The 24,080-nt window shown below is 44.5% G+C and carries 19 protein-coding genes; 5 read left to right on the top strand and 14 right to left on the bottom strand.

Translation table 11 applies throughout. From position 1 onward, the window contains the following. Positions 1-175: 175 nt before the first annotated feature. The 6 genes from ybaK to ACEQ1T_RS19815 all read right to left on the bottom strand — a co-directional run bounded on the left by ybaK (position 176) and on the right by ACEQ1T_RS19815 (position 6,415). A complete protein-coding gene (gene ybaK / locus ACEQ1T_RS19840) occupies positions 176-652 on the bottom strand; it encodes a Cys-tRNA(Pro) deacylase (protein WP_370224389.1) in 477 nt (158 codons plus the stop codon). 112 nt (positions 653-764) lie between these two features. Continuing rightward, positions 765-2,426 (bottom strand): alpha-glucosidase, encoded by a 1,662-nt coding sequence (locus tag ACEQ1T_RS19835; protein ID WP_370224388.1) that lies wholly within the window; start codon positions 2,424-2,426, stop codon positions 765-767. 367 nt (positions 2,427-2,793) lie between these two features. Next, positions 2,794-3,255, bottom strand: coding sequence for a hypothetical protein (locus ACEQ1T_RS19830; protein ID WP_370224387.1), 462 nt, complete (start codon positions 3,253-3,255; stop codon positions 2,794-2,796). Positions 3,256-3,353: 98 nt separating this feature from the next. After that, the gene (locus ACEQ1T_RS19825; protein WP_370224386.1) at positions 3,354-4,256 is read right to left on the bottom strand and encodes an NAD(P)/FAD-dependent oxidoreductase; all 903 of its coding nucleotides are present in this window, start codon (positions 4,254-4,256) and stop codon (positions 3,354-3,356) included. 378 nt (positions 4,257-4,634) lie between these two features. Continuing rightward, positions 4,635-5,222, bottom strand: a complete 588-nt coding sequence (locus tag ACEQ1T_RS19820; RefSeq protein WP_206840908.1) for a hypothetical protein — start codon at positions 5,220-5,222, stop codon at positions 4,635-4,637. Positions 5,223-5,233: 11 nt separating this feature from the next. Next, positions 5,234-6,415 (bottom strand): ParM/StbA family protein, encoded by a 1,182-nt coding sequence (locus ACEQ1T_RS19815; protein ID WP_152539667.1) that lies wholly within the window; start codon positions 6,413-6,415, stop codon positions 5,234-5,236. A 467-nt stretch (positions 6,416-6,882) separates the two neighbouring features. On the opposite strand from ACEQ1T_RS19815, the gene ACEQ1T_RS19810 reads away from it, so the two are divergent. Together ACEQ1T_RS19810 and ACEQ1T_RS19805 are read left to right on the top strand one after the other, a co-directional pair. Then, positions 6,883-8,151 (top strand): GGDEF domain-containing protein, encoded by a 1,269-nt coding sequence (locus tag ACEQ1T_RS19810; protein WP_370224384.1) that lies wholly within the window; start codon positions 6,883-6,885, stop codon positions 8,149-8,151. Between the two features lie 235 nt (positions 8,152-8,386). Next, positions 8,387-9,880: a peptide MFS transporter gene (locus ACEQ1T_RS19805; RefSeq protein WP_206840912.1), complete on the top strand. Its 1,494-nt coding sequence runs from the start codon at positions 8,387-8,389 to the stop codon at positions 9,878-9,880. 299 nt (positions 9,881-10,179) lie between these two features. Here ACEQ1T_RS19805 and ACEQ1T_RS19800 read toward each other — a convergent pair whose 3' ends face one another. The 6 genes from ACEQ1T_RS19800 to ACEQ1T_RS19775 form a co-directional block, all read right to left on the bottom strand. Continuing rightward, positions 10,180-10,680 carry a cupin domain-containing protein gene (locus tag ACEQ1T_RS19800; protein WP_370224383.1) on the bottom strand — a complete coding sequence of 167 codons (501 nt, stop codon included), beginning with the start codon at positions 10,678-10,680 and terminating at the stop codon, positions 10,180-10,182. Positions 10,681-10,704: 24 nt separating this feature from the next. After that, entirely contained in the window at positions 10,705-11,550 is an 846-nt protein-coding gene (locus tag ACEQ1T_RS19795) for a neutral zinc metallopeptidase (RefSeq protein ID WP_370224382.1), read from the bottom strand. 127 nt (positions 11,551-11,677) lie between these two features. Further along, positions 11,678-12,796 (bottom strand): NAD(P)/FAD-dependent oxidoreductase, encoded by a 1,119-nt coding sequence (locus ACEQ1T_RS19790; protein ID WP_370224381.1) that lies wholly within the window; start codon positions 12,794-12,796, stop codon positions 11,678-11,680. A gap of 396 nt (positions 12,797-13,192) precedes the next feature. Next, a complete protein-coding gene (locus tag ACEQ1T_RS19785) occupies positions 13,193-13,384 on the bottom strand; it encodes a hypothetical protein (RefSeq protein ID WP_370224379.1) in 192 nt (63 codons plus the stop codon). A gap of 68 nt (positions 13,385-13,452) precedes the next feature. Continuing rightward, positions 13,453-14,430: an ornithine cyclodeaminase family protein gene (locus tag ACEQ1T_RS19780; RefSeq protein WP_370224378.1), complete on the bottom strand. Its 978-nt coding sequence runs from the start codon at positions 14,428-14,430 to the stop codon at positions 13,453-13,455. A gap of 13 nt (positions 14,431-14,443) precedes the next feature. After that, complete coding sequence (locus tag ACEQ1T_RS19775) at positions 14,444-15,778, bottom strand: MFS transporter (RefSeq protein ID WP_370224377.1); 1,335 nt, start codon at positions 15,776-15,778, stop codon at positions 14,444-14,446. Positions 15,779-15,976: 198 nt separating this feature from the next. Here ACEQ1T_RS19775 and ACEQ1T_RS19770 point away from each other — a divergent pair, with 198 nt between their 5' ends. Next, positions 15,977-17,149 carry an MFS transporter gene (locus ACEQ1T_RS19770; RefSeq protein ID WP_370224375.1) on the top strand — a complete coding sequence of 391 codons (1,173 nt, stop codon included), beginning with the start codon at positions 15,977-15,979 and terminating at the stop codon, positions 17,147-17,149. A 34-nt stretch (positions 17,150-17,183) separates the two neighbouring features. On the opposite strand, the gene ACEQ1T_RS19765 is transcribed toward ACEQ1T_RS19770, so the two are convergent. Beyond that, positions 17,184-17,780, bottom strand: coding sequence for a bifunctional 2-polyprenyl-6-hydroxyphenol methylase/3-demethylubiquinol 3-O-methyltransferase UbiG (locus tag ACEQ1T_RS19765; protein ID WP_206840927.1), 597 nt, complete (start codon positions 17,778-17,780; stop codon positions 17,184-17,186). 216 nt (positions 17,781-17,996) lie between these two features. Here ACEQ1T_RS19765 and ACEQ1T_RS19760 point away from each other — a divergent pair, with 216 nt between their 5' ends. Further along, complete coding sequence (locus ACEQ1T_RS19760) at positions 17,997-18,203, top strand: thioredoxin (RefSeq protein WP_206840928.1); 207 nt, start codon at positions 17,997-17,999, stop codon at positions 18,201-18,203. A 439-nt stretch (positions 18,204-18,642) separates the two neighbouring features. After that, positions 18,643-22,395 carry a S8 family serine peptidase gene (locus ACEQ1T_RS19755; protein ID WP_370224374.1) on the top strand — a complete coding sequence of 1,251 codons (3,753 nt, stop codon included), beginning with the start codon at positions 18,643-18,645 and terminating at the stop codon, positions 22,393-22,395. Positions 22,396-22,567: 172 nt separating this feature from the next. Here the strand turns inward: ACEQ1T_RS19755 and ACEQ1T_RS19750 are convergent. Then, a partial coding sequence (locus ACEQ1T_RS19750; protein WP_370224373.1) for a methyl-accepting chemotaxis protein occupies positions 22,568-24,080 on the bottom strand: 1,513 nt, incomplete at its 5' end.

The following is a 24,080-nucleotide window of genomic DNA, read 5'->3' as shown; positions in this document are numbered from 1 at the left end:
CTATTTAGAAAAGCGAAAGCGCCTTAACCACCCCCGACAAGCCTTTTTGGGAGGATTGGCTTGTGCTTGTCGGGGGCAGGCTGCTTGCGCTAGACAATTATCGACGTTCAAAATTTTATACTTTTTTCGGAAAAAAGAGTGCTGAATCATGGTGATTCAGCACTCTTCACTTTCATTATTTTATTAAATCCGCAAGATTAGCTCCGATTGCTTTCTGTAAATCTTCCGCTTTGAGCTCCATCTGCATGCCGATTTTGCCTCCGCTGACAATGATCAGATCAAGCTCCGCTGCCTTTACATCGATGAAAGAGGGATACTGCTTTTTCATTCCAACCGGGGAGCAGCCGCCGCGGATGTAGCCGGTCAGCTTTTGGATATCTTTGACCGGAATCATTTCGACTTTCTTTTCGCCGGATGCTTTAGCGGCCTTTTTCAAGTCCAGCTCGTCCTTCACGGGAATGATGAACACGTAGATCTGCTTGCTGTGGCCTTGAGCAACTAAGGTTTTATAGACAGCTTCAGGATCTTTGCCAATCTTCGATGCCACCGAAACCCCATCGATTTTCCCGTCCTGATTGTCGTATGTAATCAGTCCATACTCCGTTTTCTGAGAATCCAGCATACGCATTGCATTTGTTTTACCCTTTGCCATTGCCTGCGCCTCCATTGGTTATTTTTCTCATTTTAGCATTTTGGGATGATTTCAAAAAGGATCAGACTTATTAAAAAAGCAGGATCCCTAAAAGGAATCCTGCGAACAAAGCTTATTTCAATCGATAAACACGGGCTTCATAAGGCTTAAGCGTAAATGAATCCATATCTTCATGCGTTTCAACCGGGTAGTTATTCAATAAAAGCTGATTATTAGAAAGCTTAAATTCAGCTTCAAAAGATGCTTCCTCTGTTGAAAGATTTGTAATGACGACTACCTTGTCATCATCTGATGTACGTGTATAGGCATAGATTTGCATATCTTCTTCAAGAAGCAGATCGTATTGGCCATAGGTGAAGACTTCATTATCTTTTTTCAATCGAATCATTTTTTTATAGAACGAAAGGATGGATTCCTGGTCCTGCGACTGGACTTCCACATTGATTTCCTTATAGTTCGGATTGACCTTCATCCATGGCTGGCCTGTTGTGAATCCTGCGTTGTCCCTGGAAGACCACTGCATAGGCGTACGGCTGTTATCGCGGGAAGAGGCCCAGATAATATCCATGATTTCCTGATGGGACATGCCTTCCTCTTTTTTAAGGCGATAAAGGTTTTTCACGGCTACGTCATCATAATCTTCAATGGATGGGAATTGGACATTGGTCATGCCGATTTCCTGTCCCTGATAAATGAATGGCGTTCCCTGCATCAGGAAGTACATGGCACCCATGGATGTTGCGCTCTGGTGCCAGTATTCCTCATCATTTCCCCATGTTGAAACAACTCGAGGCTTGTCATGGTTTTCAATAAATAGGGCGTTCCATCCATCAGATTCCAGGCCTTTCTGCCAGCGGGTAAGAACTTTTTTCAGCTCGACAATATCAACCTCCGGATTGGTTTCCGCATCCCAAAGGCCAAGGTGTTCAAATTGAAAAATCATATCCATTTTACCCTGTTCTTCACCAACCCAAAGATCAGCTTCATCCACGGTAACTCCGTTTGCTTCCCCCACTGTCATTACATCATAGTTCGCATATGTGCGGTCTTTAAATTCCTTTAAGAATGCGTGAATGCCTTCCTGGTTCATATGCATATCGAAGGAAGAAACATACTTTTGCTTCTTCGGATTCGGCATATCAGGCAGGCCGGCTCGCTTTTTGATATGGCTGATGGCATCAATCCGGAAACCGTCGATTCCCTTATCCAGCCACCAGTTCACCGTATCATATAAAGCCTCACGGACTTCTTTGTTCTCCCAGTTTAAATCAGGCTGCCTGGTTGAAAAAACATGCAGGAAATACTGTTCCGTCTTCTCATCATATTCCCATGCTGACCCGCCGAAAATGCTTTCCCAATTATTCGGTTCCTTGCCATTCTTTCCGTCTCTCCAAATATACCAGTCCCTCTTCGGGTTCTCCTTGGATGAACGGGATTCGATAAACCATTGATGTTCGTCACTTGTATGGTTCAAGACAAGATCAAGAATCAGCTTCATATCTCGCTTATGAACTTCATCCATCAGCTGGCTGAAATCCTCCATCGATCCGAAATCCTCCATGATATCCTGATAATCTGAAATATCGTAGCCATTATCATCATTAGGGGATTTGTACATTGGGCAAATCCAGATGACATCGATCCCTAATCCTTTAATATAATCTAGCCGCTGAATGATTCCCTGAAGATCGCCAATTCCATCTCCGTTTGTGTCCTGGAAACTGCGGGGATAAATTTGATAGCCTACTGCTTCTTTCCACCAAACCTTCTTCATGTTAACACCCTCAATTTATATAAATTTCTTTTCTATTATCGCGGTTGGTGCGCAAACGTTTGCATTAAGAGCCATAAAAAAAGCTGCCTGCTTTTAAGCATTTGCATACTACTACATAAGTGTAACGCTTACAATTGGATTTTTCAATACCCTTTTTCAGGACAAATAAGAAAAGCGGAAGCGCCTTGCCCACCCCCTACACCTCGAGGGGCAGGCGCTCCTCCTAAAAGCTAACGCTTTTGACGAGCCATGATGATGCTGTCGAAGCGTTCCTTATGGAGCTAGACAATTATCAAGATTCCAGAATATAAAATCTGGTAAAAATTTAAAAGCCGCAGCATTTGGACTGCGGCTTTCTTATATATTGTCAGGCTGGCTCCACTTGAAGCTGCTCCCGATATGGTTTTAACGAATGATAGATGATTTTCTGCATGAAGGCTTTATCCATATCCGGCAGCAGTTTTTCAGCAAATGCCCATGCATTCTCCTCAATTTTCAATGCTGTAAGGAAGTGCTCCTGCTCTGTTATGCAGGAATCAAGATGATTGGCCAATTCCTCCAGCTCTGCATCTTCTGCATGGCCAAGCTCATGAGCAAACACAACAGTGAAATAGTCCAAGAAACGATCAGCAGAAGAAAAAAGCTGATGACATTGGTTCTTAATCTCTTCCATATATAAGGTTACGGTATGTGTTCCCATGCTGTATTTTCCGCCAGCTATACGATTTCCCGGAAAATGACTCTCTAATTTAATCTCTGCCAGACTCCCCGATCTCTCCAGTAACTCCCGAACGACTAGATCCAAGCTTTCTTTCTTCAATGCATACACCTTTCTCTATTTAATAGCTTATAGGCTATTATATGAGAAAAGTGTACAGAAATAAACCAATATATACCCTTTAAATTCTATGTTCAAACCACAATTGGTTAATTTTTGTTCTGAAGCAGCGATTTATGGATCCAAATAGCAGCCTGAGAACCCTCCCCCATTGCGATCGTTACTTGTTCCGAATGGGCAGCCACATCTCCGGCTGCCCAAACATTTTTGATGCTTGTCATTTTTGAGCGGGGATCTGTCAGGATATGCTTATTTTCAAGGCGCTCTGCACCAAGCTGTTTCGCCAGATCAGATTTTACTTCGTTTCCTCCAAAAGCGATAAATCCTCTGTCACCTGTAATTTCTTCACCATTTTCAAGCTGTACACCATTGAATTTTTCGTCGTCTGCGAGTACCTTACTTATAGATTCTTCAAGGTATTCAATATTCTTTTCTTTCATTTTCTCCAGTAATTTCTGATCTGCCGGCTTTTTCTCATGATTGATAAAAACTAGATCATTTGTCCAATAAGACAATGTTAATGCCATATTAGCTCCGGCATTCCCTGAGCCAAGCACAATGGTGCGTTTATCCTTTACCTCATATCCGTCGCAGTCAGGACAGACATAGACAGAAATGCCGAGACAGGGCATTAATTCGGGAAAGGGCGGCATCCTGTCCATAATACCCGTTGCAAGTAAAATCCGTTTACCCTTATATTTATTGCCCTTTTGGGATGAAACCTCAAATCCTCTATCAGTCTTTTCTGCCTGCTCCACTTTTTCATTAACAAACTCCACTCCAAGGCGTTCCGCGTGCTTTTTCCCAATCTCCCGGAGTTCCGGGCCGCTCACACCATCCGGATAGCCTAAGATATTATGATAGCTTTTGCATATCGTGGAACGCCCATCATTGGAATCAAGCACCAGAACCTTATGTTTATATCTGCCCAGCTGAATGGCAGCCTGGAGTCCTGCAATACCCCCTCCAACAATCAGGCAATCATAATTCAATTGAAATTCCTCCTTTTCGTTTCAATATAGGCTATACGTGTAAATTACCCAGAAATTCGGCTTCCAAATACACTACTTTAATAAAATGGTCTGCTTCGTTACTGGGAAGAGGGGCTGCTGTTTGAGGTGCGGGAACTTGGTTTGTTGGTAAATCCGGGGTTTGCAGCTGCTTTTTTTGCGTTTTGGCGGAGAAGTGATTTCTATTCGGGCTTTTGATGCAGCTTATTTTTGGTTTTATATAATAAGTGGTTTCTATCCGGAACTTTGACGCTGCTTCTTTCTAGTTTTATCGAATAAGCGGTATCTAAAACAGACTTTAATACAGTTTCTTCCAAAATACAAAAAAGGAGAGTCTCATCACTGAAACTCTCCTCAAACTCATTTATTCATATGTGCAAGAAAGCCGCCAAGAAGAGTATCCAGGTCCTCTTCGCTTTCCTCTTCAGTTTCTTCTTGCTGTTCCTGTTTAGCTTTGTCCCAATCAAAGTCAAGCAGATCATCTTCTATATCCAAATCTGCCTCTGCCATTCCATCTTCCTCTAAAGCTGCAGCTGCCGAATCATACTGATTCACAGCAGGTCTCGACTCCTCCTGCAGATATAGAGCTTCATCTATATCAGAAGAGCGGCTGTTCAAGGACGCCAGCAGGGATGTTGCCCGCACCGGGTCCGTAATCAGCTGATAAATGATGCTGCCAAGCAAGGCTTCTGAGTGCTCATGCTTTAGCCAGTCGCGTTGAACCTTACTTAACCCCTTAGGAAGGGGAATGGTGATGGTTTCCCGGTCTTTTGATTGTGAACTGCTGACTCCCTGCATCACAAACTCGGCCATTTTGCTCGAAAAATTCCGCTTTTCGGTTTCCTTGAGCTTTTGCAGATGCTTCAGAATATGATCAGGTGTGTCAGATGGTACCCGAAAGGATATAGATTGTCCTCTCTTAATTTCAGAAGAGGAAGCTTTACTCATGAAAAATCACCCTAGTTGGCTTTTACAGGTTTCTTATCCTGGTCTGCCTTATCTTTATTCGTTCTTCTTGAAAAATCTGAGATCAGCTTGTAATAAGCATTTGCCATCATCCAGATGCTTTCTTTTTCATCCTCGAAGAAGTCAATGTTATAACCATCCAGATTGTTATTTAATGTTTTCAGATAATCTTTTAGAACAATTGAGCCTCCGCCGACGAAATAGCAGATTTCCGTCTGGGAGTTTTTCTGCCAAACATTGCGGAGCAGGCGATACTGCTTCTTCGCCAGGTCAAGCAGGATACGGTCTGTAATATCATGTACACTTGTACGGCTTCCTTTAACCATAATATGATTGCGGTCATTTTTCTTCGTGATGATTTCCACGACATCTGTGCGGCTGTCTAGCTCAACGCCATGCTTCGAACGAATCTCTTCACGGATGGATTCAAGCGCTTCAGACACGCCAAGGTTGAATCCCTGCGCTTTATCATCATCTACATTGCGGTTTTTAATGACAGCAATATCCGTTGATAATCCGCCGATATCCTGGATTAAAATACGCTTATCAATTAAATCCTTATTAATGATGTTTAAGTTGTTATCCATTACAAGGTTGATGTAAGCAGCAAATCCTTCAGGATAAACCTTGATTTCTTCAAACTTGATATTTACTTTTTGCCCCTGGTATTTCGGTGTTACAAGGAACTCAACCTGATGGACAGAGCCCAGCAGCTTGGAACGGTAGCCCGCATCCTTGCCTTCCTTTACTTCACGAAGCGGAAGTCCTGTGCCAAGTGTGTAGTTTGCATCGATCACATTACCGGACTTTTTAAAGCCAGTGGAACCGCCGTTCTGTACAGCATCCAGTGCCAAAGCAGTGAAAAGCATAACTAATGTCTGATCTTCTTCGGATTTGCTGCTGCCCGGATCCAATTCAGTAGCGTTGTCGCTTTTTGTTGCCAGGTGTCCCACACGGTAAATCGTATTGTTTTCCTTCAAAGCAGGGGAGTGAACTCTAATATGTATGCCTTCAAGCGGATTTTTGCTGTCAAGTTCTTCAATTCCGATAACCGGACGGTCCTCAACATCTCTCGCAATAACATTCGGTATGTTTAATTCTGAATCCAGTTTCCCAAAGATTGCTTTAATAGAATCGTTACCTACGTCAACTGCTGCAATTCTTGAATTCGTCAAATCATTCAATCCTTTCATTCTCCATAATATAGAGCTGTTATTTTAAGAGTAATTCAGATTGAGAGATTAATCAATGAGAGGAAATAAAAAGTAATCAAAGCGTAAAAACGTAAACAAAATGTAAACTTGTACCTCCATTGTATACACTTTCCGTATACTTGTAAACAATATTGCACACATCCTTATACACCAACATGTACACATATTTGTATACTTGTTTACATTTTGAATACAAACGTAAACAAAATTGCATACTTGTATTCAATTTTGTTTACAAGCAAATTCATTTGGTGTTTTTCATGAAATTTGATAGTTTAAAAGAGGCAATAATATCCCTCTTGCCTCCAGAAAAAACATTTAAACTAATTGATATTAAAAAATTTAGAAAATATATTAAATTTGTCTACTTTCGAGAAAAAAGTTCCTTTAAAATAAAGGTATAACAATAGGCAAAGGAGTACAGAAAGATGCAAAGCTCCAGAATATTTATGGTTACGCTTTTTAGTGTTTCACTTTTCATCGCTGTTATCTCGGACGGAATCATCGTCGAGAGCTCTGCATATATAAAAGCCCTGGTCATATACCTGCTGTTTTCCTGCTTGTATCACCATTTGCGGATTATCAGCAGAAACGGAAATACCTCGATTGATTATGGGATTAATTACAGTCTCTCCATTGGGCTTTTTACAGGGCCATTAGGTTTATTTATATTTGAAGCCATCTATCGATTTTGCGTTTATTTTTATAAAAAACACACAAAAACAGACGATCCGGATGAATTTTTCCATACATTTTATAACATTGGCTCCTTTGTGATGAGCAACTCTATCGCATTCTATTTATTCAATCGGCTATATCCCCTCTTTCAGGATGCGGCATTCGGTTTTTGGATAGTCATGCTGCTGCTGATTACCGTAACATCCATGCTTTCAGACATTTTCCTGATTACCGTGTTTAAATTGACAGGTGACATTAAAACGAAGCAGGAAGCGATTGAATTTATCAAAACCAGAAGTGTGCTGGATATGGGGAAGATTGCCTTTACTAATGGTCTTTTGCTGTTATTCTTGAATGAGGGAAAATGGGAAATGCTCATAAGTCTGTTTATACTTAATTATCTTGTAAGCCGCTCCTTCCTGTCGAAATCGCAGATGCTGCAGAATAAAATCGAACGCGATAAATTTGAGCAGATGGCCTATACGGACTTTCTTACTGGAGTTTTTAACCGTGCTTATATGGATAAAAAAATGACAGAACTCAATCAATCGGGGGAATACATCGGGATTGTAGTGGCAGATATCGACAAATTCAAAAGGATTAATGACAGCTATAACCACGCTGTGGGCGATCAGGCAATCAGGCATTTTGCCGACTCATTGAAGAGCTATCTCTCCAAAGATGATTACTTGTTCAGAAGCGGCGGAGAGGAATTTACCATAATTATGAGATTCAGGTCATATGAAGAATGCTTGAATTTAGCCCAGAAAATACGCAAAGGCATTGAAAACAGCACGTTTCATACAGACTTTAAAGAGCAGTCCATTTCTCTTTCCTACACGGCATCCTTTGGACTTTTTTACTATAAAGTGAACGAGATGCTTTCTATTGAAAAAGCTTATGTATACGCAGACCAGCTCCTTCTGCAGTCCAAGGACATGGGAAAAAACAGGCTATCCTGCCGGGAAGAGCCAATCCATCAGCATACCCCTAAAGAAGCAGTACTTACAAACGCATAGGTATATTTGCAGCAGCCGCCGGTTTGAGCGGCTTTTTTTATGGGAATAATACCTTTGCTTTTCGAATAAGTTTTAATACTGTTATTATTCTGAAAAAATATTCTTTTATTTAATTCTCAGAAAAAATCAATTTATTCTGCCTGAAAAGTCAATAATAACCATCGTTACATAAAATTTTTTTTGACAATTAGGAACTATGAAAGATATTATAGAATAGCTAAAAGGAGGATGAAACATGTCAGATTTTAATAGGCAGAAAATTGTTGAAAGTGTGCCTCAAAAAGGTTTCTTTGGACATCCTAAAGGCTTGTTCACACTTTTCTTCACTGAGTTTTGGGAGCGCTTTTCTTATTATGGAATGAGAGCGATCCTTGTATTCTATATGTATTATGAGGTTTCAAAAGGCGGTTTAGGCCTGGACGAGCCGACAGCTTTAGCAATCATGTCCATTTATGGATCATTGGTGTATATGTCAGGGATCATCGGCGGATGGATGGCCGACAGATTGTTCGGAACCTCCAGAGCTGTATTCTATGGAGGAATTTTAATCATGCTCGGCCATATTGCCCTTTCTATTCCTGGCAGCCTGGCTATGTTCTTTGTTTCCATGGTGCTGATCGTATTAGGTACTGGATTATTGAAGCCAAACGTATCAAGCGTGGTTGGGGATATTTACAGCCCGGAAGATAATCGCCGCGATGCCGGTTTCAGTATTTTCTATATGGGTATCAACCTTGGCGGATTCCTTGCTCCATTAATTGTCGGAACAGTTGGAATGAATTATAATTTCCACCTAGGTTTCGCAATTGCAGCTGTTGGTATGTTCTTTGGTTTATTAGTGTTTATTTTTACGAAAAAGAAAAATCTTGGATTAGCAGGAACTTATGTATCTAATCCATTATCTGAAGGCGAAAAGAAAAAGGTATATACAAGAATTGGCCTTGGCGCCGTAATTATTGCCATCTTAGTGGCAGTGGGCATCCCAACTGGGCTTTTAACGTTTGATTCCTTTATTGCCCTTGTTGGTATTTTGGGAATTGGTCTTCCGATCATTTACTTTACTGTGATGTACCGAAGCCCTAAAACAACAGAAGTGGAACGTTCACGCATCATTGCTTATATTCCATTATTCATTGCATCTGTTATGTTCTGGGCTATCCAGGAGCAGGGTTCAACGATTCTTGCGAATTATGCGGACAAGCGTACCCAGCTTGACTTTATGGGACTTGATATTTCACCGGCATGGTTCCAGTCTCTAAACCCTTTGTTCATCATTTTCTTTGCGCCAGTTTTTGCATGGCTGTGGGTGAAGCTTGGCGACCGCCAGCCTTCAGTACCTCAGAAGTTCTCTCTGGGTCTATTATTTGCCGGATTATCTTTCATTGTAATTCTGCTTCCAGCCTATCTTGGCGGAACAGATTCTCTTGTAAGTCCATTATGGCTGGTTCTTAGCTACTTTATTGTTGTTCTTGGTGAGCTTTGCTTATCTCCAGTCGGACTTTCAGCCACAACAAAATTAGCGCCTGCTGCTTTCTCCGCTCAAACGATGAGCCTTTGGTTCCTATCAAACGCGGCCGCACAGGCAATCAATGCACAGATTGTTAAGTTCTATTCACCAGAAACCGAAATGACTTACTTTGGTGTAATTGGTGCAGCTGCGATCGTGCTATCCATTATACTATTCATGTTGAGTCCTAAGATTCAAGGATATATGAAGGGTGTACGTTAATAGAAAAGCGGAAGCACCTTGCCCACCCCCGACAAGCACAAGACAAGCCCCCTTGCCTTTTTGGGAGGATTGGCTTGTGACCTCGAGGGGTAGGCGCAGGAGCTAGACAGTTTTCGATTTTTTTAATTTTCCCCTTGTTATTTTAGAAAAGCGGAAGCCAGAAGAGTGTGTGCTCTTCTGGCTTTTTTTGTACGGCTTATTCGGATAAAATCTGCTTGGCCGGTAAGTTCGTCAATTTGGCCTGTATTTTCTTATAATTGGCCGGTAAATCCTCTATTTTGACCGGTAAAATACTGCTTTTATTTCCCCCATTTCTCAAGCATCGGCCCCTCATCTCCATAGACAGGATCAGTCTGCGGAACAGGGACATTTTTTATTTCAGCCAGCGCCTGTACACGGTCTGATGGATCCTTTTTTTTCATATTCGGGCTTGTTCCGACGGGGTAGGCACCCACGACTTCGAGGTCCGGACTGCTTTCAGCATTCCTATGTCCTGTGCCTGCAGGAAGGAGAATGGCGTCGCCCTGCTTAAGTACAAGGCGTTCCCCCTGGTCACCGCCAATGAGTACGGTGGCTTGTCCTGCTTTGACACCCAGCACTTCATGAGTATTGCTGTGATAATGGTGGTAATCATACACCCCGCCCGTCCAGCTGCCGGTCCATTGATGTCTGTTAAAAGCCGCCTCTATTTCATCAGGCTGATCCTTAAAAACGGCCTTGTAGATGATAACAGGGAGGTCAGGATTGTTGGGTATTTGCCCATCATCCGCAAGCTGGATTGTTTGAATTTGGCTTTTCATATGAACCGCTCCTTTCGAATTGCTTCAATTACTTTGTTTAAATGTGTCTCCGCCTTTGATGGTTCCGTTTTGGAAGCCTTTGTAGAACCATGACTTTCTCTGCTCTGACGTTCCATGAGTAAAGCTTTCCGGCACCACATAGCCCTGAGCCCGTTTTTGAAGGGTGTCGTCCCCTACTGCCGTTGCAGCATTCAGGGCTTCTTCCAGATCGCCTTCCTCTAAATATCCCATTCCCTGGGCATGGTGGGCCCAAACGCCTGAATAGTAGTCGGCCTGCAATTCAAAGCGGACAAGATACTGATTAAACTTTTCTTCACTCATACTCTGGCGGAGAGGCATGATTTCCTCAGTGGTTCCAAGCAGCGTCTGCACATGGTGCCCCACCTCATGGGCTATGACATAGGCCATGGCAAAATCGCCGGGAGCCTGGAATTTCCTTTGCAGCTCTTCGTAAAAGCTTAAATCAATATACAATTTTTGGTCGCCTGGACAATAGAAAGGCCCTACTGAAGAGGACGCTGCCCCGCATGCAGACTGTACGCTGCCTGAGTATAAAACAAGGGTCGGCTCCTCATATTGCAGCCCCTGTTCTTCGAATATTTCCGTCCAGACTTCTTCTGTATCAGCCAGCACAACAGAGACAAAGTCAGCAAGCTCTTTTTCCTGCTCTGATTCTTCATATGGCACAGCTGTTCCGGAGTCTGTTCCGGCCATATTGCCTAAAAGCTCTCCCGGATCACCGCCGAGGAAGGTAAATAACAATACAATAATAATTCCGCCGAGGCCGCCGCCGATCAGGGTTTTCCCCCCTCCGCCCATGCCTCTCCGGTCTTCAACATTAGAACTCGCTCTTCTGCCTTTCCACTTCATGTTTCAGCCTCCTAATGTAACGCCTTTTATCATTCATTTGATTAGTGTATACCCGAATAGAGGGGATTTATTAACTTAGCAGAAGTAAAAAAAGGTGCCTGCTGCGAACAGGCACCTTTATCTCGTATTATTTTTCTATCGCGCCAGCAGGATCATAGAGGCTCAGGTCAATATCCACCTCTTGCCCGAGAGCAATCTTGGCCAGCTGGGCGCCAAGAAAGGGCCCTGCGGTTAGCCCTGAGGCTCCAAGTCCATTTGCTATGTAAAGACCCTTAACACCCGGAATTTGGCCTATAATGGGCAAGAAGCCTGGTGTATAGGGGCGGAAGCCCACCCGTGCTTCTGCGAACGTTCCATCAGCCAATCCCGGTGCTATAGTTAACGCTTTCTCAAAAATTTCATTCAAGCCGCCTGCAGTTACTCTTATATCGTAGCCCATATCATCCTCATGGGTGGCACCAACAACGATGCGGCCGTCTTTAAAAGCCAGAATGTATTGATTGTTTGGCGGCATTACAACCGGCCAGGTGCCCGTATCCTCCCCTTCAAGCTGAAGATGGACAATCTGGGCTTTTTGCGGCTTCACATCCAATTGAATACCAAGCGGCTTTAAAAGCTCACCAGCCCACGCTCCAGCCGCTGCAATCACACTTTGCGCTTTATATTGTTTTCCGCCGGATTTGACGCACCTCATCTCAGCTCCTTCACACATTAGTTCAGCTGATCCCTGCACCAGCTCTGCACCATGCTTTTCAGCCGCCCGCAGCAGGGCGTCCCTTAGTTCCCGGCCGTTGACGCGCGCCGCACCGCTTACATGAACCGAGGCATATTCCTTCGATAGTGGCGGGAACAGCTCCAATGTCTGATCTGGGGATAATGGTGTAATCTCTCCCATTTCTGGTGCATCGCCGCGCCTTTTTACAGCACGTTCTTCCATTTTCTCAAGCTTTACAGGGTCGGTATGAAGGCTGACGGCTCCTACTTTCTGATAACCCGTCTCTGTCTCTCCGTCCTTTTCAAGCTCCCGTATGAGTGTTTGATAATAGGCCGCTCCCCCTCTGGCCAGCGCGTACCACGCCTTATTCCGCCGCTGTGTCAGCCATGGGCAGATAATACCGGCCGCTGCGTCTGTTGCCTGCCCCGGGTCTTTGCGGTCAATAACGGTGACATTTGCACCTGCCTTAGCCAAATGGTAGGCTGCAGAAGCCCCCAGTATTCCTGCACCAATGATGATATGACTTTTCATAATGACTCCTTTTCGCGAACTTGTTTGCCACTTATTTTACAAGAGTTTGGGGCAGGGCACAAAAAAATCATGGTAGATGCTTTTAGAAACATTTGCACGGTTATGGTACTGGAAAGTTGCTGGGACGCGAAGTGACCGATAAAGTGGGATTCTGCCCGATATCCTTAGAAAAGTGGCCGATATAATGAAATATTGACCGATAACCTTGGCAAAGTGACCGATATATTTAAAATCTGACTGAAATACCTGGTGCAAGCCCTGATAAAGGTAATTTCCTGCGCCTAAATCCTAATCTAGCAATAAAAAATCCCCTTTCTGACCGCTATCCTTTGTCCTGCGGCTGAATTCGATACAAAAAAACTGCATGACAGGCATAAAACCCATCATGCAGCTCAATTAAAACGGCTTATTCGGTTCATAGGTCGGCTGCTGGTTTTGAGCCTGATACTGCTGGCTTTTGGCTGCAGCATCCTGAACGTTTTCTTCAAGAGCAAATTCTGTGTCCATTCCTTTTTTGAATTGATCCGCCTGGTTTTGGGCGGTTACAATCTGCTGTTCTTCTGTTACTTTATTCGGCTGCTTTGGCATCACTATCTCTCCTTTATTTTAGAAGTATATATATAGATTTTCCAAAGCTTCAGGCACTATTCATCTTTTTACAGGTCCACCTTTGTTCCGATGCCTTCGAGAACTGCTTTTTCATAAACGGCGGCAGCTGCAGCGAGGTCAAAGTAGGCAATGCCGACTGATTTGAAAAAGGTAATCTCTTCATCGTTTTCTCTGCCTGCTATCATTCCGGCTGATAATTGCCCGATTTCGCCATGAAGGTCCGAAAAGCTCCAGATGTCTTCGGCGGCAGGAATAATAAAATCACCTGCTTCATCTTTTACCCCTTCTGTAGTGTCCACAACGATCTTAGAGCTTCGCAGCAGTGTGTCTGTATCGACTTCCTGCATATGCGGAAGATAAGAGCCTACCCCGTTAATATGCGTACCCGGACGGAGAGCCTTGCCGGAGAATACCGGCTTTTCCGAGCGGGTGCTGCAGATGACAATATCCGTCCGGGAAACAGCTTCATCTGCATTTTCCATGATGGTCATCTCACCTTTAAATTCATGAAATTTTTCAGCAAACTCATTAGCCTTTGCAGCCGTCCGGTTGTATAGGAAGATTTCCTCTATTTCGCGGACCTCCAATACGGCATTCAGCTGTTCTTCAGCCATTGCCCCGCAGCCAATCACGGCCACAGAACTTGCCGATTTTTTTGCCAGATGCTTGGTGGCAATGCCGCTCACTGCCCCGGTCCGGAGTCTTGTCAGGTAAGAGGCATTCATGCATGCCAGATGTTCCCCTGTTTCCGTATCACTTAATAAAATGACTCCCTGAGTGGTCTTTTTGCCGATCTCAGGGTTCTCCGGAAAGATGGTGACCACCTTCACAGCCGTTTTTCCGATTGGCGGCATGGCGCTCGGCATATAAAGGGCAGAGGCCTGTCTCTCCGGAAAGTCCAGGACGGTTCTATGGGGATTTCGGATTTTCCCCTCCAGATTATGAACCAGGGCATTTTCCAAATCTTTAATGGCTGATTCCATCGTATAGATGGATTTGATTTCTTTTTCAGATAATAAAAGCATGAACTCTACCTTTCTAAGCTTTTTGATCGGTTTGTCCGAGGCCCGTATGGAATGAATTATCTCCTGGCAGATCAGAATCAAGGTCCTGATTGCTTCGGTCACGGACGGATGCAATTGCAATCAAAGAGATGGCGGCTGCAAGCATGATGTATAACGCTACAGGAACATAGGAATTGTCATATTCATTCAGCAGGGCAGTTGCAACGAGAGGGGCGGTTCCTCCCGCCAGAGCGGCCCCAATTTGATAGCCCAGCGTGATGCCGGTATAGCGTACGTTCGACTTAAATATTTCAGAAAACATCGTCCCAAGTACAGCGGTGATGGGAGCCCAGATGATGCCGAGACCCAATATGGTAGCCACAACCAATAGAACTGCTGAACCCTGGTGAAGCAGCCAGAAGTATGGAAAGGCATAAAGCATCATCAGGACCGTTCCGCCCACATACAGCTTTTTTCGGCCAATTTTATCAGACAATTTCCCCATGATCGGGATTAGAATAGTAGTAATAATTGTTGCAATTGTAACGGCATTCAGAGTAACCGTGCGCGAGAAACCAAGCTGTGTTGTCGCATAGGAAACAATAAATGTTCCGAAGATATAAAATGGCGCTGTCTCCACCACTTTTGCTCCGACAGCAATCAATACTTCCTTCCAATGGCTTCGCATCGTTTCCACAAACGGAATCTTGGCGATTTCACCTTTCTCCTGAGCCTTTTTAAAGGATGGTGTTTCATCAATGCCTTTTCTAATCCATAAGCCAAAAAAGACAAGCAGGGCACTTAGAATGAACGGGACACGCCATCCCCATGATAAAAAGGCTTCTTCAGGCAATAAAGTCATGATGGATAAGGCAAGCGTTCCAAGGAGCATTCCAATTGTGACACCCATTTGTGGAATACTGCCAAAGAAGCCGCGCCGATTTTTTGGGGCATACTCAACAGCAAGCAGAAGCGCGCCGCCCCATTCTCCTCCGAGGCCGATACCTTGTATTAAGCGTAAGAGAATCAGCAGGATCGGTGCTGCCGCGCCTATATTATCATAGGTAGGCAAAAAGCCCATAAGGACTGTTGCACCGCCCATGAGGGACAGTGTGAGCACAAGGGTTTTCTTTCTGCCGATTTTATCGCCGATGTGGCTGAAAATAACGCCACCAAGCGGACGGATGAAGAAAGCAAGTGCGAAAGAGGCATACGCCAGCATCAAACCGACAGCCGGGTCATCGCTATGAAAAAACATTTGATTAAATACAAGTGCAGCAACCGTCCCATACAAAAAGTAATCAAACCATTCGATGGAACTTCCGATCAGGCTTGCAATCAGCACTTTCTTTTCTAATTTCTTTTCCATACCATTTCCCCCTCTCTTGACTGTAAAAATGTACAAGTTCATCATAGTTTATATTATTTTGATATTTCAATATATTTTTAAAATTGACTGATAAATAGAACTTATTTACCTGTCCAATCCCTAAGGTGAAAGTATGGGAATGTTTTTGTTATAATCATAATACTTAGATGGAATTTGATCTTAACTGGAGTGAACACGTTGAATACAAAAAAAGCACTGCCTCTTTTATTCGCAGTTATGTTTCTTGTTATGGTGGGGTTTGGAATCATCATTCCTGTCATCCCCTTTTATGCGGAAGAGTTAGGGGCCTCACCTACTGAACTGGGCCTGTTAATGGCCGTTTATTCGCTGATGCAGCTGCTGTTTGCTCCTATGTGGGGGCGTGTTTCCGATAAAATCGGACGCAAACCGGTCATTATGATCGGCATTTTTGGCCTTGGCCTGTCTTTTTTCATGATGGCCTTATCCACTGAGCTTTGGATGCTGTTTGCTGCCAGAATCATCGGCGGCTTCCTGTCATCTGCCAATATGCCGACTGTCATGGCCTATGTAGCGGATATTACATCTGAAGAAGACCGCGGAAAAGGGATGGGGATCATTGGAGCTGCAGTGGGCTTGGGGTTTATTTTCGGGCCTGCAATCGGCGGCATCTTTTCCCGGGAAAGTTTGAACATTCCTTTCTACGCGGCAGGAACATCTTCGTTTATCACATTTTTCCTTGTCATGCTTGTGCTGAAAGAATCCCTTTCACCAGAGCAGCGCAGCCAGGGAACTGCTAAGCGTCCAGGTCTTTTAACAGCCTTAAGCGGGAACACTGGAATTTTATTTATCCTTCAGCTGTTTGTTTCGTTGTCACTGGCAGGCCTTGAAGCAACTTTTGCGTATTTTGCAGCTGACAAGGCAGGTCTTGGCACCGTGGAGCTTGGCTATATCTTTATGATCATGGGATTTGGAGGCGCCCTTGTACAGGGCGGTTTAGTAGGAAGAATGACGAAAAAGTACGGAGAAGGAGCTGTGATTCAGCTGGGAATTATCATCTCCGCCATTGGCTTTGGACTTATTCTCCTGGTTGACAGTTTTACCACAGCAGCGATTTTCTTAACAGTTTTCGGCATCGGAAACGGGTTTATCCGCCCAAGCGTGTCTTCCCTGCTGACAAAGACATCTCAGACTGGACACGGCAGCACAACCGGCCTGCTTTCATCATTTGACTCCCTGGGACGCATTATCGGGCCTCCGCTGGGCGGCTGGCTTTTTACCATGAGCATCGGTGCCCCGTACATCTCGGGAATCCTGCTTTCCGGAATGGCATTCGTGTTGTATCGTGTTTATTCATCCAAGGTAAACAGCACCCAGTCAATTACATCTTAAAAACAGAAAAGGAGGCCGCTCATGCCTCCTTTTTCTATTTCTGCAATATAGCCTGAATAACATGTCCCGTACCTGTATGGCCTTTTCCTTCTACTCTTTCCTGTTCGCCATAAAAGAAATGAAGGACTTTATAGCTCTTTATCCATTGGAGAAGATCTGCCGGATCATAAACCATATCAATACTTTTCGGTCCGCCTGTACCATAGCGGAGTTGATCCTCCGAATAGACTTCAAGCATGACGATTCCACCCGGCTTTACAACGGAAACGAGCTTATCGAAAACAGTCTTTTGATCCTTTTTCCGAAAATGGCCGAAAACCATAATCGAAGCATCATACTCCCCAGATGGCACAGAATCATGAATGAGATCCTTCTGTCCTGTTTCGACTCTGACATGATGGCGTTCAGCCAGCTGCTGCGTTTTAATTAACCCGCTTTGTGTATAATCCCATGCGGTTACCTCATGCCCCTGCCTGGCAAGGAATACAGCATTTCGGCCCTCACCCTCGGCCAAAGCAGCAACTCGTTTATGCCCTTTAAGCCGCCATGTTTGCTCTCTGATAAATTCATTGGGCTCCTCGCCATATAAATATCCTTCTGCGGAGAACTTTTCTTCCCATAGATTTGCCAATATAACCACTCCTTCCTGTTAAGGTATTCTAGAAGTGATTATGGAAATCCTATTGTATAATGGAAAAAATGCCAGCAGTAGAGGTGGATGGAGATGAAAGAGCTGACAGCGATGGAAGAGGTGCATCAGTTTATTCAGAACGCTGAGCTTGGCCTAATTTATGTGCTGACTGACAGCTGAAGCGTCTGTCATGGCCTGCTTCCTCAGGTTGAGGAAGTGTTGAAAGATTATCCCCGTATAGAAGCACGATTTGTGAATGCAGGCAAGGTCACTGAAATAGCCGGGTACCTCATGGCTTTTACAGTGCCTGTGATTGCCTTATATCTTGATGGAAGAGAGGTTTTGAGGGAGGCGCGGTTCATACCGGTCGAGAGGCTGCGTGATGATTTAAAGAGGATCTATGAGGGTGTTTTTGATGTATAAAGGAAGGACTGACGGTGCTTTTCCGCCGGTCCTTTTTGACTATTCAGCTGATGGTATTAGATAATCAGCATTGCATAATGAATAAGAATTCGATTGTTATAGGGAATAGATTTGCAGTAAATTAGAATATTATTATCTTCCCCTATTAAATAACCCCAAATTTTATTGTCATAATTACCTACAAACACTCCCAATAATCCATCAATTTATCGAAACCTAATTCTTTTAGCCCAGATTTAATACTTAAATCGCCTTTTAATTTCCCCAATTAACAGAATGTTCTTTCTTCTTTATACTTTTCAATAGAAAGTCCTTTTAAACTATGAATCAAGTATTTAGGGAGGTTGGATCTTGATTATTTTAAAGCAGTCAATAGGGGTGATTCCCCAGCTGCTTTAAGGGTGGAAGACTATATTTTTGAAGAGGAGAATGGGCACGAATGGGAGATTTCAGGTTTAAAAAGTATTTAACAGCTGCCATGGCTGCGGCAATGTTAGCTGTTCCGCCCCTGCAGGCTTCTGCAGATGATTCTGGAAAGGGCATCCTAAAAGGTGCAGATGGCAAAGCGGCCATAACCGATCTGCAAGGGATGAATGCAAAAGCCAGTAAAGGCAAGCATGTCATCACCCTTATTACAGGTGATGTTGTAACCGTAACAGAATTTGCAGATGGAAAGAATATCATTCATGTTGAACCAGTGGACCCTTCCGCAAATGGAGCACGAATTTTGACAGCCAACAAGGAAACGTATGTCATTCCTGATCAGGCTATGCCCTATCTGGCTTCCGGATTTTTGGACCAGGATCTGTTCAATATTACCGCTTTAATTAAAGATGGCTATGATGATGAGAATCAAAAGGAATTGCCGGTCATCATTCAATATTCCGAGTCCAAAGGCCGTTCAGCTGATGTCCATCCAGCCCCAAAGGGCTCAAAGAAAACCCATGTGCTTGAAAGCATAGATAGTGTAGCAGTCTCAGCTAATAAGAAAGAAACAAAGAATTTCTGGGAAGAAATCACTAAAGCAAACAAGACTTCTAAAACAGCTAAGGCCGCACTGGCTCCGGGCATTGAAAAAATCTGGCTGGATGGCCGTGTCGAAGCTTCTCTTGAACAAAGTGTCCCACAGATCGGAGCGCCTTCTGCTTGGGAATCCGGCTATGATGGAACAGGCGTAAAGGTGGCTGTTCTTGATACCGGAATTGATTCAGAGCATCCGGACATTGCAGGCCAGCTGGATGAGGCAGTGAGCTTTGTGCCAGGAGAGGAAGTTACCGACAGACATGCACACGGAACACATGTGGCTTCCACAGTACTAGGCACAGGTCAAGCATCTGAAGGGCGGAATAAGGGTGTGGCTCCCGGCGCCCGTCTCCTTGTAGGAAAAGTACTTAGTGATGAAGGCTTTGGCCAGGATTCCTGGATTATAGATGGAATGGAATGGGCTGCTGAAAATGCCAAAGTCGTCAATATGAGCCTTGGAAGTTCTGAACCAAGCGATGGAACAGACCCGATGGCTCAGGCTGTAAACAATCTTAGTAAAGAAACAGGTTCCCTGTTTGTTATTGCTGCCGGGAACACTGGCAGTGAAGGAATTGGATCACCAGGAGCGGCTGATGAAGCTCTTACTGTTGGCGCCGTGGACAAGTCCGACAATCTTGCCTGGTTCTCGTCTAAAGGGCCTAGCTTTGGAAGCTCAGGATTAAAGCCTGACCTCACTGCTCCTGGAGTAGGAATTATGGCTGCGCGTTCTCAGCATACGAACCAGGGAAGCGGCTCTTATATGAGCATGGATGGTACCTCAATGGCAACGCCTCATGTTGCTGGAGCCGCAGCCCTTCTCTCCCAGCTCCACCCTGATTGGACCGGAGAACAGCTTAAGGAAGTTCTGATGAGCACCACAAAGAAGCTAGAGGACATTAAGCCTTTTGAAGGCGGAACAGGCCGTCTTGACACTGTAGCCGCGCTTGGTGATGTAAGGGCTACCGGTTCACTGGATTTCGGCTTCTATGACTGGCCTCATGAGAATGATGCTCCGGCTGAGAAGACCATTACGTATTCAAACGACAGCAACCAGGATGTAACATTGGATCTGTCAGTATCGATGAAAGATAGCCATGAAACCGACGCTCCTGCCGGATTGGTAAAGCTTTCATCAGAAAAAGTGACTGTTCCAGCTAACGGAAGTGCCTGGGTTACCGTTACACTTGACCCGAATAAGGGGGAATTTGGCGCCCGTTATCAGGGCCATATTAGTGCTTCGGCAGAAGGCCAAAAGGTTGTCCATACGTCATTAGGCATGATTAAAGAAGATGAAAGGTACCCGCTTACCATAAAGGCGATTGACCGTGACGGAGAAGCTGCCTCTGCATACTTCTACCTTTTGGGACCAACTGGCGAACCACAGTTTATGTCAGTGGAAGGCACGAAGGAGCTGCGGCTGCCGAAAGGAACGTATTCAGTTATGTCGATGATGGCTGTTGATGCAGATACAGATCAGGCAGGTGTAGCGCTTGTCGGCGACCCGGAAATTAATCTGGATGGACCTCAGACAGTTATGCTGGATGCCCGCATGGCCAACGAAATTACTGTGGATGTTCCGAAAGAAACAGAAGCCAATTACAGAAAGCTGGAATATTACCGCAGCATCAATGGAAACCAGGTGAATGACATTTACATTATGCCGGTAGTGGTGGACAAAATGTACGCTGCACCTACAGAGAAAGTTAATGTTGGTGAATTCACGCAGGCAACGCGCTGGCGCCTGGCAGAACCAATGCTGACAATCGGCTACAAAGGAAAGGAATTGGATGATATCCCGCAGGCAGGAAGCACTCTCCTGAATGACAAGTATAATTTGAAGGCTGTCTATGCCGGAAATGGATCTCCAGAGGATTATGAAAAGCTGGATGTGAAAGGAAAAGCAGCAATAGTGGAGCGCAGTGATGATTTAACAGGATCTGAACGTGCTGCAGCAGCGTTAGCAGCAGGAGCAAAACTATTGATTACCGTTAATGATGGACCTCAGGAGCTTAGTGAATGGGTAGGAATAGAAAATGAAGATTTTTCACTTTCCAACAGCCCTCTCCCGGTTGCCGGTGTCAGCGGCACTGAAGGCAAAGAGCTGATCGCAGCTGCCAAGTCCGGAAAATTGACCTTAAAAGTCGAGGGTACTCCTGACTCGGATTATTTATATGACCTTGTGGATATGCATCATCAGGCAGTGCCTAAAAAGGTAAACTATTCACCGAAACCGAAGGACCTGGTCAAAATCACCTCTGAATATAAATCAGACCGTCCTGCACCTGGTGCTGAGTTCCGATACGATATCCTGGCGCACAGCTTTGCCGGAGTAGGCTTCCTGCAGACCCTTTCACTTCCGTCTGTCAGAACAGAGTGGGTATCGGCACAAAAAGGCACATCTTGGTATCACCAGGCTGGTGTTCTTGATGCCCAGTGGGAAGTAAGACAGCCAAAAGTAGAATATACACCGGGTCAGACATTGAATGAAGAATGGTTTTCACCTGTGGTCCGTCCTCGTTTTGGTGATGGTTTCTGGGCTCCATACCGTTCAGGCAATAATTTGATACTAAATGTTCCTGCCTGGGCTGACTCAGGACCTGGACATACAGGAGCAGACATGAATTACCCTGGCGATCAGACATTAAAGCTATATCAAGGGGATAAGCTGGTTAAAGAAGGAAAGGGCCAGGCACTCTACTTATTTAATGAATTTCCGGCAGAGAAAACCCAGTACAAACTCGTAAGTGAGGCTGCCCGTGATGCAGAGCGCTGGAACACATCAGTCCGTACACATACGGAGTGGACATTCTGGTCACAGAAGCAAGAAGATTTCCAGACTGCTCTTCCGCTGATTTCTCTTGATTATAAAGTGGATACTGACATGTCAGGCAACTCCACTGCCGGTAAAAAAATTAAGCTTGATTTATCAGCTGTTCAAATAGCCGATGCTCCTGAAAACGGCAAAATAAAAGGAGCCAGCCTTGACGTGTCCTTTGATGAAGGAAAGACATGGGAAGCGGCAAAATTAGTTTCCAAGGGCAATGGCTGGACCGCTGAAATCAAGAATCCAAAGATGAAGGGAAGCTCTGTCTCCCTGCGTGCCAGTGCATGGGATGATGCAGGCAATCGTGTAAGTCAGGAGATTATCAAGGCTTATGGTTTAAAGTAATGAAGAATGGATGAACCTCTTGTTAAGCAGTGGATGCTTACAGAGGATGCATGAACCAGGCAGCCAATGCCTGGTTCATTTTTTTAATAGATCAGTTAACCGTCTAACTTCGCAGCCTGCTAGGGCAGCTTTTGAAGGATCCGATGAGCCTTCCCCTGCGCTTTTCTAATTCCTATGCCCTATAATGGCTTGTCATTTCAGACAATGATCTTGCCAGAGTATTGAGTTTCATCCCAATTTCATCCGTTTTCTCCATCTGTTCTGTTTGAATGACGCTGGCGGCAAGCATCTCTTCTGCACTGGCCAATGTTTCCTGTGAAACAGAGGAGAACTGTTCAGCTCCCTGTTCAAGCTGCGGCAGCGTTTTTTCCAGGCCTTTCAGCTCCTTTTGCATGGTTTGAAGCTTTCCGCTTACATTAGAAATCTCATTCATCAGCTCGTCCAATGATATTTTGGATTGGCCCGCCATCTCAAGATTTCCTTTTATTTCTGTATGGAGCTGGTCAAATTCCTCTGAAGCTCTGAGTGTTATATTCTCCATATTGCTTATTCCCTGAGTGATATCTTCTGCAGCACCTGCAGATTGTTCAGCCAGTTTACGGACTTCTCCTGCGACCACGGCAAAGCCTTTCCCTGCCTCTCCTGCACGGGCAGCCTCGATGGAAGCATTTAAGGATAGCAGCCTTGTTTGTTCAGCAATCCCTTTTACCATTCCGACAAGATTTGTAATCGCTAAAGAATGGTCTTTGACCTCTTTTATTGTCAGGGTCAATTTTCCAAATTCCGAGCCAAAGGAATGAATAGCAGCGATCAGGTCACTGATGCTGTTACCGCCGCGCCTGGCAGAATCATTCATCACCTCCGAGCTGCGGTTTACACTTTCCATATGTAAAAACATATCTTCAAACTTATCTTTCATTTCTTTAAAACTGGCCGCACTATTTTCAGAACTGGCAGCGGTTTGCTCTGCCCCCATTTTCACAAGATGAATGGCTGATACCAGCTGCTGCCCGCTTTCAAGAGCGCTGCAGGATGACCCTTTCAGCTCAGTTCCCGTGCTCTCCAGCTCCTTCGTTGTCCCGGTCAGCTCCCGCAGCAGGCTCCTCATTTGTTCAATCATGCTGTTATAACTTTTCTGCAGAGAAACAATTTCGGGAATTTCTGTATGAATCTCAAGCGGGTTTTGCAGGTTTCCTTCCCGGACCTCCCGCATGGTGTTTCTTAATAAGTTCAAAGGCTGTGTTATTTTCCTTACAAAAAGACTGATAATTGCCGATGCAGCCGATAAACTGACCACAATCGCTGCAATCATAAAATACCCGATCTCATGAACATCAGACATATACGCTTTTGCCGGGATGAGAACTACATAGACTCCACTGATTTCCTCCATCTCCTGAAAGGCCGCCGTATAATCTGTCCCATTCATCTCAATGTGTATGACGCCATTTTTCATTGCGCTGATTTCATTGATCGTATCCTTTGAAAAAGTGGCATCTGTCTTGCTGCTGACCTTAAAAGGCATAATCTTGTTATCTGCAATATAGAAAAAATCAGAGTCAATCCCATCCGACTGCAGCTTTTTCTGCTGAGAACGGACACTGGCCTCGAGCTGCTGCTTAAAGTACGCATCATCACTGACATTCACAAACTTTAAGTTTTCCGCTATGTATCCCATCATTTCA

Source organism: Cytobacillus sp. (assembly GCF_964223445.1).
Lineage (GTDB): Bacteria > Bacillota > Bacilli > Bacillales > Cytobacillaceae > Cytobacillus.
Note: the sequence above shows the minus strand (reverse complement) of the source record. Positions and strands in the feature narration are given on the sequence as shown.

What these genes read in the sequence shown, in the direction of transcription:
- ACEQ1T_RS19785 (WP_370224379.1), bottom strand. Translation starts at nt 13,384, where the DNA reads ATGCCAAAGCAGCCGAATAAAGTAACAGAAGAACAGCAGATTGTAACC.
- ACEQ1T_RS19775 (WP_370224377.1), bottom strand. Translation starts at nt 15,778, where the DNA reads ATGGAAAAGAAATTAGAAAAGAAAGTGCTGATTGCAAGCCTGATCGGA.
- ACEQ1T_RS19800 (WP_370224383.1), bottom strand. Translation starts at nt 10,680, where the DNA reads ATGAAAAGCCAAATTCAAACAATCCAGCTTGCGGATGATGGGCAAATA.
- ACEQ1T_RS19755 (WP_370224374.1), top strand. Translation starts at nt 18,643, where the DNA reads ATGGGAGATTTCAGGTTTAAAAAGTATTTAACAGCTGCCATGGCTGCG.
- ACEQ1T_RS19805 (WP_206840912.1), top strand. Translation starts at nt 8,387, where the DNA reads ATGTCAGATTTTAATAGGCAGAAAATTGTTGAAAGTGTGCCTCAAAAA.
- ACEQ1T_RS19780 (WP_370224378.1), bottom strand. Translation starts at nt 14,430, where the DNA reads ATGCTTTTATTATCTGAAAAAGAAATCAAATCCATCTATACGATGGAA.
- ACEQ1T_RS19835 (WP_370224388.1), bottom strand. Translation starts at nt 2,426, where the DNA reads ATGAAGAAGGTTTGGTGGAAAGAAGCAGTAGGCTATCAAATTTATCCC.
- ACEQ1T_RS19790 (WP_370224381.1), bottom strand. Translation starts at nt 12,796, where the DNA reads ATGAAAAGTCATATCATCATTGGTGCAGGAATACTGGGGGCTTCTGCA.
- ybaK (WP_370224389.1), bottom strand. Translation starts at nt 652, where the DNA reads ATGGCAAAGGGTAAAACAAATGCAATGCGTATGCTGGATTCTCAGAAA.
- ACEQ1T_RS19810 (WP_370224384.1), top strand. Translation starts at nt 6,883, where the DNA reads ATGCAAAGCTCCAGAATATTTATGGTTACGCTTTTTAGTGTTTCACTT.
- ACEQ1T_RS19795 (WP_370224382.1), bottom strand. Translation starts at nt 11,550, where the DNA reads ATGAAGTGGAAAGGCAGAAGAGCGAGTTCTAATGTTGAAGACCGGAGA.
- ACEQ1T_RS19820 (WP_206840908.1), bottom strand. Translation starts at nt 5,222, where the DNA reads ATGAGTAAAGCTTCCTCTTCTGAAATTAAGAGAGGACAATCTATATCC.